Origin of the sequence: Microbacterium sp. zg.B48 (assembly GCF_024623505.1) — a bacterium.
In the GTDB taxonomy this organism is placed as follows: domain Bacteria; phylum Actinomycetota; class Actinomycetes; order Actinomycetales; family Microbacteriaceae; genus Microbacterium.
This window is the reverse complement of the sequence record NZ_JANJFE010000019.1, coordinates 66,015-80,149: the sequence shown is the minus strand read 5'-3', so window position 1 is coordinate 80,149 and position 14,135 is coordinate 66,015. Positions and strand designations below refer to the sequence as shown.

13 protein-coding genes are annotated in these 14,135 nt (G+C 69.0%); 8 read left to right on the top strand and 5 right to left on the bottom strand.

Annotated elements, in window-relative coordinates:
• Positions 1-171: 171 nt before the first annotated feature.
• Positions 172-1,731, top strand: a complete 1,560-nt coding sequence (locus NQ152_RS15745) for an amino acid permease (protein ID WP_257524658.1) — start codon at positions 172-174, stop codon at positions 1,729-1,731.
• 378 nt (positions 1,732-2,109) lie between these two features.
• Here the strand turns inward: NQ152_RS15745 and NQ152_RS15740 are convergent, their stop codons facing one another.
• Both NQ152_RS15740 and NQ152_RS15735 read right to left on the bottom strand, forming a co-directional pair.
• Positions 2,110-2,820 carry a hypothetical protein gene (locus NQ152_RS15740; RefSeq protein WP_257524657.1) on the bottom strand — a complete coding sequence of 237 codons (711 nt, stop codon included), beginning with the start codon at positions 2,818-2,820 and terminating at the stop codon, positions 2,110-2,112.
• An 87-nt stretch (positions 2,821-2,907) separates the two neighbouring features.
• Complete coding sequence (locus NQ152_RS15735; RefSeq protein ID WP_257500780.1) at positions 2,908-3,525, bottom strand: TetR/AcrR family transcriptional regulator; 618 nt, start codon at positions 3,523-3,525, stop codon at positions 2,908-2,910.
• A 99-nt stretch (positions 3,526-3,624) separates the two neighbouring features.
• Between NQ152_RS15735 and paaZ the strand changes: the two genes are divergently transcribed.
• Positions 3,625-5,694 (top strand): phenylacetic acid degradation bifunctional protein PaaZ, encoded by a 2,070-nt coding sequence (gene paaZ / locus NQ152_RS15730; protein WP_257524656.1) that lies wholly within the window; start codon positions 3,625-3,627, stop codon positions 5,692-5,694.
• A 24-nt stretch (positions 5,695-5,718) separates the two neighbouring features.
• On the opposite strand, the gene paaI is transcribed toward paaZ, so the two are convergent.
• Positions 5,719-6,126, bottom strand: a complete 408-nt coding sequence (paaI, locus tag NQ152_RS15725) for a hydroxyphenylacetyl-CoA thioesterase PaaI (RefSeq protein WP_257524655.1) — start codon at positions 6,124-6,126, stop codon at positions 5,719-5,721.
• A gap of 63 nt (positions 6,127-6,189) precedes the next feature.
• Here paaI and paaA point away from each other — a divergent pair, with 63 nt between their 5' ends.
• Genes paaA through NQ152_RS15695 form a run of 6 tightly spaced genes read left to right on the top strand, consistent with a single transcriptional unit; the run spans position 6,190 to position 10,773 of the window.
• A complete protein-coding gene (gene paaA, locus NQ152_RS15720; RefSeq protein WP_257524654.1) occupies positions 6,190-7,191 on the top strand; it encodes a 1,2-phenylacetyl-CoA epoxidase subunit PaaA in 1,002 nt (333 codons plus the stop codon).
• Positions 7,191-7,556: a 1,2-phenylacetyl-CoA epoxidase subunit PaaB gene (gene paaB / locus NQ152_RS15715; RefSeq protein WP_306816060.1), complete on the top strand. Its 366-nt coding sequence runs from the start codon at positions 7,191-7,193 to the stop codon at positions 7,554-7,556. Before paaA ends, paaB begins: the two co-directional genes overlap by 1 nt.
• Positions 7,553-8,389 (top strand): 1,2-phenylacetyl-CoA epoxidase subunit PaaC, encoded by an 837-nt coding sequence (gene paaC / locus NQ152_RS15710; RefSeq protein ID WP_257500785.1) that lies wholly within the window; start codon positions 7,553-7,555, stop codon positions 8,387-8,389. Before paaB ends, paaC begins: the two co-directional genes overlap by 4 nt.
• The gene (gene paaD, locus NQ152_RS15705; protein WP_257524708.1) at positions 8,389-8,898 is read left to right on the top strand and encodes a 1,2-phenylacetyl-CoA epoxidase subunit PaaD; all 510 of its coding nucleotides are present in this window, start codon (positions 8,389-8,391) and stop codon (positions 8,896-8,898) included. The genes paaC and paaD overlap by 1 nt, the downstream gene beginning before the upstream one ends.
• Positions 8,895-9,995, top strand: coding sequence for a 1,2-phenylacetyl-CoA epoxidase subunit PaaE (paaE, locus tag NQ152_RS15700; protein WP_257524652.1), 1,101 nt, complete (start codon positions 8,895-8,897; stop codon positions 9,993-9,995). The genes paaD and paaE overlap by 4 nt, the downstream gene beginning before the upstream one ends.
• Positions 9,996-10,002: 7 nt before the next feature.
• Positions 10,003-10,773: an enoyl-CoA hydratase/isomerase family protein gene (locus NQ152_RS15695; RefSeq protein WP_257524651.1), complete on the top strand. Its 771-nt coding sequence runs from the start codon at positions 10,003-10,005 to the stop codon at positions 10,771-10,773.
• 19 nt (positions 10,774-10,792) lie between these two features.
• Here the strand turns inward: NQ152_RS15695 and NQ152_RS15690 are convergent, their stop codons facing one another.
• Positions 10,793-11,296, bottom strand: coding sequence for an amino-acid N-acetyltransferase (locus tag NQ152_RS15690; protein WP_257500788.1), 504 nt, complete (start codon positions 11,294-11,296; stop codon positions 10,793-10,795).
• 293 nt (positions 11,297-11,589) lie between these two features.
• On the bottom strand, positions 11,590-14,118 hold the full coding sequence (locus NQ152_RS15685) for an ATP-dependent Clp protease ATP-binding subunit (RefSeq protein WP_257500789.1): 2,529 nt from the start codon (positions 14,116-14,118) through the stop codon (positions 11,590-11,592).
• Positions 14,119-14,135: the final 17 nt, after the last annotated feature.

Below are 14,135 nucleotides of genomic sequence, written 5' to 3'. Positions count from 1 at the left end.
CTCTGGGCGCGCAGTCCGCGCGCGGCACGAGCGCGATCCCGGGCGTCCGCGCTGCGTCCCACTGTAATCAGGAAGTTCCCCGCAAAGGTAGACAGAACCGACCTTTAGGCATCACAATCATGCGCATGGCGCCGCTCCGCTCCGCGCCGCACCCGACTGCTCGGAGGATCGATGACTCAGTCCAGCAATGTGCCCGCTCGCAGTGATTCGGCCAAGGTCGCCGGGGCGACCTATACGCGGGCGGGGGAAGGGTATTTCGAGAAGCGGACCCTGAAGCGGTCGGCGGGCATCTGGGGCCTGTGGGGGCTTGCGGTAGCCGCGGTCATCTCGGGTGACTTCTCCGGATGGAACTTCGGCATCGACTTCGCCGGATTCGGGGGCATGCTCATCGCCTTCGTGATCCTCGTGGCGATGTACTACGGCATGATCTTCTCGATCGGCGAGATGGCCGCCGCGATGCCGCACACCGGCGGTGCCTACTCGTTCGCACGATCGGCGATGGGGCCGTGGGGCGGCTTGATAACCGGAGCGGCCGAGACCATCGAGTACGTCGCGACCACCGCGGTCATCGTGTACTTCTCCGCGTCGTACGCCGATGCGATCACGACCGAACTGCTGAACTTCTCTATGCCGACGTGGGTGTGGTGGATCATCCTGTACGTCGCGTTCATCGCACTGAACTCCTGGGGCGCCGCCATCTCGTTCCGGTTCGCGATCGTGGTCTCGATCATCTCGATCGGCATCATCGTGGTCTTCTCGCTGATGTCCCTGTTCACCGGGTCGTTCTCGTGGGATGCGCTGTGGAACATCGAGCCCGACCCTGGGCAGTCGGCGTTCCTGCCCCACGGCTTCTTCCCCATCCTGTTCGCGCTGCCGTTCGCGATGTGGTTCTTCCTCGGGATCGAAGAGCTGCCGCTGGCCGCGGAGGAATCGCACAACCCGGTCCGCGACATCCCCAAGGCGGGATTCTGGGCGCGCGGCACGCTGATCGTGACGGGTCTGCTGGTGCTGTTCCTGAACACCGGCGTCATCGGCGCCGAGGCGACGGGGGTCGCGGCGGAGCCGCTGCTGGACGGGTTCCGCGCGATCGTCGGCGACCAGCTCGCCGCGCTGCTTGCCCTGTTCGCACTGGTCGGACTGCTGGCTTCACTGCAGGGGATCATGTTCGCCTACGGACGCAACATGTACTCGCTCTCGCGTGCCGGGTACTACCCGAAGTTCCTCTCACTCACCGGCAAGCGCCAGACTCCGTGGGTCGCGCTGGTGGTGGGCGCGGTGATCGGCTTCGTCGCCCTGGTGGTGCTGGAGAGCCTGGCTGCCGTCAACGAGGGAGCCGGGGCCGTGGCCGGCGCCATCGTGCTGAACATCGCGGTGTGGGGCGCGGTACTCGCCTATCTGCTTCAGATGATCTCGTTCATCATCCTGCGCCGGAAGTTCCCGAACGCCAGCCGCCCATATGTCAGCCCGTGGGGGGTGCCCGGTGCCGTGATCGCCGCGGTGATCGCCGCCCTGATCTTCGTCGGCTTCCTGCTGAACCCGACGTTCCTGCCCGCCATCATCGCGATCGGAATCGTCTACGTGGTCATCCTGGTCGGCTTCGCCGTGTCCTTCCGGCACCGCCTCGTGCTCTCTCCCGAGGAGGAGTACGCACTGTCCGGCGGCACGCATCGGGACCCTCAGGCGGAGGGCTATGACGCAATGGAGTCGGAAGTCTTCGGCGACAGGTCCTAGCATGGGGGAAGCGGGGTCGGAGTGGTCCGGGGGGATACTCCGACCCCGCGTTCTCTGCTGAGCCAGACGCCCCTGCTCGCGCGAGGCGGAAAAGAGCCTCCGGTCAGGCGTTAAGGCGCTTTTGCGATGTTGCCAGGACACGTGAATGGCCCCCTCGGGCCACCCCCTGCGCGGGGGATGACTCGAGAGGGCCATATGCTCACCGGAGGCTCTTGTTCTCTCGCTGGGGACGGATCACTGCTGGGGGGCAGCCAAGAGCCGGTTGAACCGGGAGCTGAATCAAGAGTACGCGCGCCGGGCCGGAGACGTCTGTCCCCTCTTCGGGGGACAGTGTGCACAGTGGCGATCGGGCAGGCCGCGCGTGGCCGATCCGGTGCGTCAGTACAGGAAGATCTGCTTGGACTGCATCGATGGGATGCCGCCGATTTCGACGCTGAGATGGTACGAGGCCCCATCGCCCGGTGCGGTCTGCCGATTGCCGCCGCCGCAGTCGTCCACCGACGATCGGGACCGATCCCAGGTGAGCGGGGCAGCGCTGGAGACGGACTGACCCGCCGCAAGCAGGACGAGCATGTCACTGGGTTCGGTCTGGCAGTCCGTCGAGCGCCACCAGACGTCGCTGCCGCTCACGATCGTGAACGCCTGCGTGCTCGTGCCGACGTTGATGGTGCAGTCCGCGGCGCCGTTGTTGGTCAGCCGGATGGACAGCTGCGGGTTCTGCCCAGGATCGTAGCCGTCCTGATCGGTGAGCGGCTCGACCGTGACGTCACGGGACATGCACGACTTGGCCGTGGGCGCGGTGGTCTGAGTCGGCGCCGCGGAGGGGGAGGGAACGGCATCCGGAGCCGCCTCTGCAGTCGGCGTCTCGCTCGGCGTCGGGGTCGAGGCTCCGGGCACCGGCAGATCGATGACGCCGGCCTGTGTCGCCGTGGGTGTCGGATCGGGTGCGATTGCGGATGCACCGCGCCATGGCTGTGCGATGAGCACCCACACCAGCGCGACGGCAGCCATCAGCGCGAGCAGCAGCACGAGCCGCCGTCGCCGGTAGACCGCCGGCGACAGCCGTCTGCGGGGAGGGGCGGCGCTCATGCCTCCAGGCTAAGCCCGCGCCCCGGGCCACTCCGGGTCGGCGCGCCCCTTTCGGTCATCGCCATCGGCGAAGCGGAGCCCGCCGGGTCAGCGGGTGCGCAGCCCGTCCAGGGCGACGGTCATCACGTCGGCGGCCAGTTCGGCGGCGCCCTCCGGACCGGTCGGCCGGTACCATTCGACGATCGAGTTGACCATGCCGAACAGCAGGCGGGTCGCGACCGCGGCGTCGACATCGGCGCGCACGGTGCCCTCCTCCTGTGCGGCGCGCATCATTCCGGTGATCTTGTGATCGAACGCGCGGCGGCGCTCCAGCGCGCGCCGTTCCACGTCGCTGTTGCCGCGGACGCGCAGGAGCAGCGTGACGAAGGGCAGCTTGTCCACCAGGACCCCGACCGCTCCCCGCAGCACGTGGCCGAGCCGCTCCCCCGCACCCCCCTCCCGCGCACCGGGTTCGCGCAGCACGCCCTCCAGCCCGTCGAGGGCCTCATCGAGCGCCACATCCAGCAGATGCTCCTTGGAATCGAAGTGGTGGTACAGGGCCGACTTCGACAGTCCCAGCCGAGCCGCCAATGACGCGACCGAGGTCGCGTCATAGCCCTGCGCGATGAAGACGTCCACGGCGATTTCGAGGATCTGCCGCCGATCGTATCCCGGTCGTCCGCGGCGTGCGGGGGCGAGGTGCGCTGCGGCGGTGAGATCGGACACGCCTCCAGTGTCGCACCGGCCCACACCGCCGAGCGCTTTTCCTGAACGATCGGTAAGGTATGGGCGAGCGCGACGGCCCACAACCCGAGGAGACAGCGGATGAGCGGCATTCTGCCCAGTTACGTCGAGGGCGCGTGGTGGACCCCCGCGCACGAGGTCGGGGCGACGGATGTGCGCGATGCCTCGACGGGTGAGATCGTGGCCCGGGTCAGCACCGCAGGTCTCGACCTCGGCGCCGCGCTGGAGTATGCCCGCACGGTGGGCCAGGCGAGCATCGGTGCGCTCACCTTCCACGAGCGCGCGGTGCTGCTCAAGAAACTCGCCCTCGCCCTGACCGAACGCAAGGAGGAGCTGTACGGGCTGTCCGCGCGCACCGGGGCGACCAGAGCCGACTCCTGGGTGGACATCGACGGCGGCATCGGCGTGCTGTTCTCGTACTCGGGCAAAGCCAGACGCGAGATGCCGAACACCCGGGTGTTCGTCGACGGCCCCGTCGAGCCGCTGTCCACGGACGGCTCATTCCTCGGCCGGCACATCTACACGCGGCTGCCCGGCGTCGCCGTCCAGGTCAACGCGTTCAACTTCCCGGTGTGGGGATCGCTGGAGAAGTTCGCACCGGCCTTCCTGGCGGGCATGCCCAGCCTGGTCAAACCCGCGACACCGACCGGCTACGTCGCCGAGGCGTTCGTGCGCATCCTGGTCGAGTCGGGCCTCCTGCCGGACGGTGCGCTGCAGCTGGTCAGCGGAAGCGTGCCGGACCTGTTCGAGCATCTCCGTCTCGGCGACATCGTCGGCTTCACCGGCAGCGCGACGACCGCCGAGAAGCTGCGTGCGCATGACAGCATCCAGACCGGCGGAGTCCGGTTCACCAGCGAGACCGACTCGATCAACGCGTCCGTGCTGGGGCCCGATGCCGTTTCCGGAACGCCCGAGTTCGATGCGTACGTCCGCCAGCTCGTCACCGAGATGACCGCCAAGGCGGGACAGAAGTGCACCGCCATCCGCCGGGCTCTGGTGCCCGCGGCATCCGTCGACGCTGTCATCGATGCCGTGCGCGCCCGGATCGACGAGCGCGTGGTCCTCGGCGACCCCCGGGCGGAGGGCGTGACGATGGGTCCGCTCGCCTCGACCGCGCAGCGCGACGACGTGCTGTCGCAGGTCGAGCGGCTCGAAGCGGCAGGCGGTCAGCTCGTGATCGGCTCGACCCGCACGCCGTCGGTGACCCGCGCCGACGGGACCGTGGGCGAGGCGCCGGAGGGCGCCTTCGTGACGCCGCTGCTGCTGCGGTTCCCGGATGCCGGAGCCGATGCCGTGCACCGGCTCGAGGCATTCGGACCGGTCGCGTCGGTGCTCGGATACGACACCGTCGCGCAGGCGGCCGATCTGGTCGCGCGCGGCGGCGGATCGCTGGTCACGAGCATCGCGACGCACGACCCCGAGATCGCGCTGGAGCTGATGAGCCGCATCTCGGCGTTCAACGGGCGCGTGCTGCTGCTGGACCGGGACGATGCACGCTCCTCGACGGGGCACGGCTCGCCGCTGCCCACCCTGGTGCACGGCGGTCCGGGACGCGCCGGCGGCGGCGAGGAGCTCGGCGGCATCCGCGCGGTCCTGCATCACATGCAGCGCACCGCGGTGCAGGGCTCCCCCGAGATGCTCACCGCGCTCACCGGCGTGTGGCACGCCGGTGCCGCGTCCAACTCGGTGGGCCGGCATCCGTTCCGCAAATCCCTCGCCGAGCTGCGGATCGGCGACCAGATCGTCTCGGCGTCGCGAGAGGTCGCGCTCGAGGACATCGAGACCTTCGCGCGGTTCACCGGCGACACCTTCTATGCGCACATGGACGAGGCGGCCGCCGCCGCGAACCCGTTCTTTCCGGGACGGGTGGCGCACGGCTACCTGCTGGTCTCCTGGGCGGCCGGGCTGTTCGTCGACCCGGAACCGGGACCGGTGCTGGCCAACTACGGGCTGGAGAATCTGCGTTTCGTCACGCCGGTCTCGCCCGGCGATCGGATCCGCGTGGAGCTGACCGCCAAGCAGATCACCCCGCGCGAGACCGACGAGTACGGCGAAGTGCGGTGGGATGCCGTGATCCGCAACCAGAAGGACGAGGTCGTCGCCCAGTACGACGTGCTGACCCTCGTCGCCAAGGAGCTGCCCGCCGCGTAGCGGCGTACACGCCGCACGGTGGCCTCAGCTCGGCGGCAGGGTGCGGTCCGTCGTGAGCGACCGGCCGCGCACCTCCGCCACGACCTCCCCCGTCTCGTCCACGACGCTCACGTCGTAGAGTCCCGCCCGCCCGCTGCGCACCCGGCGCACGGCCGTGGCGGTGAGGGTCTGGCCGGCTGTCGTGGATCGGAGGAACGTGACATCCGCGCCCTGCGCGACCGTGATCCGCTCGTCCTCGTTGCAGGCGATTGCGAAGGCGGTGTCGGCGAGCGCGAACACCAGGCCGCCATGGGTGATGTGGAAGCCGTTGGTCATGTCGTCGCGGATCACCATGTGCACCACGGCCCGGCCGGGTTCGTCGTGGTCGACGACCATGCCCAGCGCAGCCGAGGCGCGATCGCGTTCCATCATCGCTTCCGTGGGTCGCCGCATGTCTGCCATAATAACTAAACGATCGTTCTGTAAACCACCGTTCTGCAAAGGCAGGAGTCGACGATGACCTCCGTGCATGTGACCACCGTCGAACCGGAGATCTCCGACGGGGAGCGCCGCTTCTCCGAGATCATCGCCGCGGACTCGCGCGTCGAGCCCCGCGATTGGATGCCCGACGCGTACCGCCGGACGCTGATCCGGCAGATCTCCCAGCACGGTCACTCCGAGATCATCGGGATGCAGCCGGAGGGCAACTGGATCACGCGCGCGCCGAGCCTGAAGCGCAAGGCGATCCTGATGGCCAAGGTGCAGGACGAGGCCGGTCACGGCCTGTACCTGTACTCGGCCGCCCAGACCCTCGGCATCACGCGGGAGGAGATGACCGAGCAGCTGATCGCCGGCACGGCGAAGTACTCCTCGATCTTCAACTATCCGACCCCCACCTGGGCGGACATGGGTGCGATCGGCTGGCTCGTCGACGGCGCCGCGATCTGCAACCAGGTGCCCCTGTGCCGTGCGTCGTACGGTCCCTACGGGCGTGCGATGGTGCGCATCTGCAAGGAGGAGTCCTTCCATCAGCGCCAGGGCTTCGAGATCCTGTTCACCCTCATGCAGGGCTCCCCGGCGCAGCGGGAGATGGCGCAGGATGCCGTGAACCGCTGGTACTGGCCGAGTCTGATGATGTTCGGCCCGCCCGATGACCAGTCCCCGAATTCCGCACAGTCCACCGCCTGGAAGATCAAGCGCTTCTCGAACGACGAACTGCGCCAGCGCTTCATCGGGATGCTGGTGCCCCAGGCCGAGGCGCTGGGCCTGACGCTGCCGGATCCGAACCTGCGCTGGGACGAGCAGACGCAGCGCTACCGGCACAGCGAGATCGACTTGACCGAGTTCTTCGAGGTGCTCGCCGGACGCGGACCGATGAACGCCGAGCGGCTGCGTGCCCGCCGTGAGGCCCACGAGAACGGCGCATGGGTGCGGGCGGCGGCGGCCGAGTACGCGCGCAAAGCGCGCGCTGCGCGCGCGACCGGAGCCCCGAGTCACGCCGAAGGGGCGGTGGCGTGATGGGTGCCGCGCCGACCCCCGGTGCGTCCGGCGCCGAGGCCCCGGACGCGGTCGCCGGACGCGTCGGACCGGGCGCGTCGCCTGCCGAGCAGTGGCCGCTGTGGGAGGTCTTCGTCCGCGCCAACCGCGGCCTGAGCCACGTGCACGCCGGGTCGCTGCATGCACCGGACGCGGAGATGGCCGTCCGCAACGCCCGCGACCTGTACACGCGGCGCGGAGAGGGCACCTCCATCTGGGTCGTCCCGGCCGACGCGATCACGGCCAGCGATCCGGATGCGAAGGGCGCGTTCTTCGAGAGCCCGGCCGGCAAGAACTACCGTCACGCGGTGTACTACACCGCCTCCGCGGGGGTGCCGCACCTGTGAGCCGCCACGAGGACGCGTTTCAGGTTCACGGCTCGGTCACGGTCGATCAGGTCGAGCTGTCCGCCGAGCTCGCCGGGGCCGAGGATGCGATCGCGTCACCGGAGATCGCGGAGTACGCGCTGTGGCTCGGCGACGATGCCCTGATCCTCTCGCAGCAGTTGGGCTGGTGGATCACCCGCGCCCCGGAGCTCGAGGAGGACGTCGCGCTCGGCAACATCGCGCTGGACCTGCTCGGCCACGCCCGCTCGCTCCTGCGATATGCGGGCTCGGCGGACGGGCGCTCCGAGGACGACCTGGCCTACTTCCGCGACGAGCGCGAGTTCCGCTGCGCGTGGATCGTGGAGCAGCCCAACGGCGATTTCGCGCAGACGACCGCCCGGCAGCTCGTGGCCGCGACCTACATGTTCGAGCTGTATTCGGCCCTGCGCCACTCGCACGACGAGACGCTCGCGGCGATCGCCGAGAAGTCGCTCAAGGAGGTCGATTACCACCGGGATCACGCCATCCAGTGGCTGCTGCGTCTGGCCGGCGGCACCGCGGAGTCCCGGACGCGGATGATCCGCGCCGTCGGAGACGTCTGGCCGTACGTGGACGAGCTGTTCCGCGACGAGCCGCTCCTGGACCGCCTGGAGGGCATCGCGGTGCGCCCTTCGACCCTGCGCGACGGCTTCGACGCGGTCATCGCGGCCGTGTTCGCCGAGGCGGAGCTGGACCTGCCGCAGGGGTTCGTCTCCGCCGGCGGCGGCCGGCACGGCACGCACTTCTCGACGTTGGGCTATCTGCTCGCCGAGATGCAGGTGCTCGCGCGACAGCATCCGGGGGTGACCTGGTGATGCGTCCCGCGACGGCACGGCGCCCGCATTCACGCGCGCACGCGTGGAGGGTCGCGGCGACGGTGACCGACCCGGAGGTTCCCGTGCTGACCATCGAGGATCTGGGGGTCCTGCGCGCGGTCGAGGTCGACGGTGACCGCGCCACGGTCACGATCACCCCGACCTACAGCGGCTGCCCCGCGCTCGAGACGATGCGCGACGACGTCGTCCTGGCCCTCACCGCCGCCGGATACGACACCGTCGAGGTGCGCACCACCCTGACGCCGGCATGGACGACGGACTGGATGAGCGATGCCGGCAAGCGCAAGCTGACCGAATACGGCATCGCACCCCCGTCCGGGCGGTCCGCGATCGCGCAGGCGCCGATCCGCCTGCGCCTGGCTGTGAGGTGCCCGCGGTGCGGATCCCTGGACACCCGCGAGGTCGCCCGCTTCGGCTCCACCTCGTGCAAGGCACTGTACGAGTGCCGGGCGTGCCTGGAGCCCTTCGACTCCTTCAAGGTGCTGTGAGCACGCAGACGCGCCGCCGCGCGCGGTTCCACGAACTCGAGGTCGCGGCGGTCCGCCCGCTCACGGCGGAGAGCATCGAGGTGACCTTCGCCGTCCCGCCTCAGCTGCACGGCGACTACGACTACCTGCCCGGTCAGTACGTCGCGCTGCGCGCACACCTGCAGGGGCGTGAGGTGCGCCGCAGCTACTCGATCTGCCGGCCGCCGGCGCCCGGTTCGATCAGCGTGGGGATCAAGCGGGACCTCGGCGGGCTGTTCTCGGTGTGGGCCCACGAGAACCTGAGGGCCGGGGTCCGCATCGACGTGATGAGCCCGGAGGGGACCTTCACCTCCGGGCTGCCCGACCTGGACGGCGCGCACCTGGTCGGCATCGCCGCCGGTTCGGGGATCACGCCGATGATGTCGCTGGCCGGGTCCGTGCTGGCCGCGTCGCCGACCGCCCGCTTCACGCTCATCTACACCAACCGCGCCACGCAGGACGTGATGTTCCTCGAAGAGCTCGCCGACCTCAAGGACCGCCACCCCGCCCGCCTGGCACTGCACCACGTCCTGTCGCGCGAGCAGCGCGCCGCGCCGCTGTTGTCCGGCCGCATCGACGCGCCGAAGCTGGACGCGATCCTGGACCGCCTGGTGGAGCCGGCCATGGTGACGGAGTGGTTCCTGTGCGGCCCGTTCGAGCTGGTCGCCCTCTGCCGGGACACCCTGGAGCGTCGCGGTGTGCCGGCCGACAGCATCCGGTTCGAGCTGTTCACGACGGATGCCGACGGCCCCCGGATCGACCGCGGACGACCCGTCGAGGTGCGGGCGGGCGACGAGATGCGCACCGTCGAATTCACCCTCGACGGGCTGCGCTCGAGCGTGGCCTCCCCGGTCGCGGCGAACGAGGCGATCCTGGATGCCGCGCTGCGCGTCCGCGGCGACGTGCCGTTCGCCTGCGCGGGCGGGGTGTGCGGCACGTGCCGTGCCCGGCTCGTAGCCGGCACGGTGCGGATGACGCAGAACTTCGCGCTCGAGCCGGACGAGCTCGAGCGCGGCTATGTGCTGACCTGCCAGTCCCACCCCACGAGCGATCGCGTCGTGGTGGACTACGACGTCTAGGAGCCGCATGATCGACCTCACCATCGCCGATGACCTCGCCCACGTGGTGCTGAACGCCCCGGCCAAGCGCAACGCACTCGATGAGGCCGCGCTGAGGGACATCGGCGCGGCCTACGACGCCGCCGAGGCGGCCGGGGTGCGCGCCCTGCTGCTGCGCGGCGAGGGTCCGGCGTTCTGCGCGGGCCGCGACATCTCCGGAGTGGATCCGCGCGAGGACGATGTGCTGGGGTACCTCGGCGGGCTGGTGACCCCGCTGCTGCGGCGCATGTCCGCCTTCCCGGCACCGACCTTCGCGGCCGCACAGGGGGCGTGCCTGGGTGTCGGTCTGGGACTGCTGATCGCGACGGATGTGGTCTACGTCGCCGACAGCGCCAAGATCGGCTCGCCGTTCGCGGCGCTGGGGGCCACGCTCGATTCGGGCGGGCACGCGCTCTTCTACGAGCGTCTCGGCGCCCACAAGACCCTCGACCTGATCTACACCGGGCGACTGATGAGCGGCACCGAGGCGGTGCAGTCCGGCTTGTTCTCCCGCGTCCTGCCCGCCGAGGAGGTGCTCGCCGCGACGCAGGACGCGGCATCCCGTGCCGCAGCCGGCGCCACCGCGGCGTTCCTGGCCAGCAAACGCCTGGTCTCGCGGATCCGCGACGAACGCCTCGCGCTGTGGGAATCGGTCGAGCTGGAGAACGCCGCCCAGGCGGCGCTGGGCGAGACCGACGATTACCGGGAGGGGTTCGCCGCGTTCCAGCAGAAGCGGCCGCCCCTCTTCACCGGCGCCTAACCGGGCGTCGCTTCCCGGGTCAGAGGTGCTTGAGCATCCGGGTGTTTCCGAGCGTGTTGGGTTTGACGTGCGCGAGGTCGAGGAACTCCGCGACCCCCTCGTCGGGGCTGCGGACCAGCTGCGAGTACACGTCCGGGTCGACGATCTGCTCGCCGATCGGGGTGAAGCCCCGGCGGGTGAAGAACTCGACCTCGAAGGTCAGGCAGAACAGGCGGGACAGACCCAGGGCGCGGGCATTCGCCTCCAGGGCCGAGACGATCTCGCCGCCCACCCCGTGGTGCAGCCACTCGTCCGCGACGATCAGGGTGCGAACCTCGCCGAGGTCCTCCCAGATGACGTGGAGGGCGCCGCAGCCGATCAGCTGCCCGGCGTCGTCCTCGGCGACCACGAACTGCTGCACGGCCTCGTAGAGCACCACGAGGTCCTTGCCGAGCAGGATCCGCCGGTGCACGTACGGCTCGAGCAGGTCACGGATGCCGCGGATATCCGCGGAACGGGCCGCCCGGATCGTGTATTGGCTCACGGTCCCAGCGTACGGTGCGCCCGCGAGCTTCTGCCGAGCACCCGCCCCCCTGCGTTCACTTGCCCTGCATGTACGCCAAAACCGCCCTCGCCCGTACATCCACGACAAGCGAACCGCCGAGGAGGGGCCGCGCGGAAGGGCCCGCATCCCACGTTCACTTGCCCTGCATGTACGCCAAAACCGCCCTCCCGCGTACATCCACGACAAGTGAACCGCAGAGGGCTCGGCGCTGGACGACGAAGAGCGGATGCCGCAGCATCCGCTCTTCGTTCCCCGGCGTGGCCGGGACGGTCCTACTCGCCGGACGCGACCGCGAGGTCGGGTGTCGAGCTGATCTCGCCGCCGGTGGTGATGCCGACCGCGACCTTGTCGCCGCGCGGGCCGTTCTCGAAGACGAACTCGTCGTTCACGGCATCGACCGTGACGTGGTCGCCGGAGTTCAGCTCACCGTGCAGGATGCGCTCGGACAGACGGTCCTCGACCTCGCGCTGCATGGCACGACGCAGGGGGCGCGCGCCCAGTGCCGGGTCGAACCCGATCTCGATGAGCTTCTCCTTGGCGGCCTGGGACAGCTCGATCGTCATGTCCCGATCCAACAGGCGATCGCCGAGGCGCTTGGTGAACAGGTCCACGATCTGGATCAGTTCCGGCTTGCTCAGCTGCGGGAACACGATGATGTCATCGACGCGGTTGAGGAACTCGGGCTTGAAGTGCCGCTTGAGCTCTTCCTGCACCTTGCCCTTCATCCGGTCGTAGGACGTGGCCGTGTCACCCTCGACCTGGAACCCGACCGGGCCGCCCGCGATGTCGCGTGCACCCAGGTTGGTGGTCATGATGATGACGGTGTTCTTGAAGTCGACGACGCGACCCTGACCGTCGGTCAGACGGCCCTCCTCCAGGATCTGCAGGAGAGAGTTGAAGATGTCCGGGTGGGCCTTCTCGATCTCGTCGAACAGCACCACCGAGAACGGCTTGCGGCGCACCTTCTCGGTCAGCTGTCCGCCCTCCTCGAACCCGACGAAACCGGGAGGGGCACCGAACAGCCGCGAGACCGTGTGCTTCTCACCGAACTCCGACATGTCCAGGGAGATCAGCGCAGCCTCGTCGTCGAACAGGAACTCCGCGAGCGCCTTGGCCAGCTCGGTCTTTCCGACGCCGGTGGGACCGGCGAAGATGAACGAGCCGGAGGGACGCTTCGGGTCCTTCAGGCCGGCGCGCTGACGGCGGATGGTCTTGGCAAGCGCCGAGATCGCCTCTTCCTGGCCGATGACCCGCTGGTGCAGGGCCTTCTCCATGAAGACCAGACGGCTGGACTCCTCCTCGGTGAGCTTGAAGACCGGGATGCCGGTGGCCTGCGCGAGGACCTCCGCGATCAGACCCTCGTCGACCACGGCGTGGGTTGCCACATCCCCGCTCTTCCACTGCTTCTCCAGGCGCAGCCGCTCGGCCAGCAGCGACTTCTCCTCGTCGCGCAGCGATGCGGCCTTCTCGAAGTCCTGGTCCTCCGAGGCCTGTTCCTTCTGCTCGCGCACCTTCGCGATCTTGTCGTCGAATTCACGCAGCTCGGGCGGCGACGAGAGGATCGACAGGCGCAGGCGGGCGCCGGCCTCGTCGATCAGGTCGATGGCCTTGTCCGGCAGGAAGCGGTCGCTGACGTACCGGTCGGCCAGATTCGCGGCGGCGACGATCGCGCCGTCGGTGATCTGGACCTTGTGGTGCGCCTCGTAGCGGTCGCGCAGGCCCTTGAGGATGTTGATCGCGTGGGGAAGGCTCGGCTCGGCGACCTGGATCGGCTGGAAGCGGCGCTCCAGTGCGGCATCCTTCTCGAAGTGCTTGCGGTACTCATCGAGCGTGGTCGCGCCGATCGTCTGCAGCTCTCCGCGAGCCAGGAGCGGCTTGAGGATGGATGCCGCGTCGATGGCACCCTCGGCGGCACCGGCGCCCACGAGCGTGTGGATCTCGTCGATGAAGACGATGATGTCGCCGCGCGTGCGGATCTCCTTGGTGACCTTCTTCAGGCGCTCCTCGAAGTCACCGCGGTAGCGGGAACCCGCGATGAGGGAGCCGAGGTCGAGCGAGTAGACCTGCTTGTCCTTGAGCGTCTCGGGGACGTCGTTCTTCACGATCGCCTGTGCGAGACCTTCGACGACGGCGGTCTTGCCGACGCCGGGCTCTCCGATCAGCACCGGGTTGTTCTTGGAGCGACGAGACAGGATCTGCATGACCCGCTCGATCTCCTTTTCGCGCCCGATCACCGGATCGAGCTTGTTCTCGCGCGCAGCCTGCGTCAGGTTGCGACCGAACTGGTCGAGCACCGCAGAACCTCCCTGAGCGGCTTGGGTGTTGTCGTGCGCGGCGCCGCTGACGGCGGCGGGTTCCTTGCCCTGGTAGCCCGAGAGCAGCTGGATGACCTGCTGGCGCACCTTGTTCAGGTCGGCGCCGAGCTTGACCAGCACCTGGGCTGCGACGCCCTCGCCTTCGCGGATCAGACCGAGCAGGATGTGCTCGGTGCCGATGTAGTTGTGACCGAGTTGCAGTGCTTCGCGCAGGGACAGCTCGAGCACCTTCTTGGCCCGCGGCGTGAACGGGATGTGGCCGGTCGGCTGCTGCTGACCCTGGCCGATGATGTCCTGCACCTGCTCGCGCACGGCGTCGAGCGAGATGCCCAACGACTCGAGCGCCTTGGCGGCGACACCTTCACCCTCATGGATCAGACCGAGCAGGATGTGCTCGGTGCCGATGTAGTTGTGGTTGAGCATCTTCGCCTCTTCTTGGGCGAGCACAACAACACGACGGGCACGGTCCGTGAATCTCTCGAACATCATCCATTCCTCCGGCA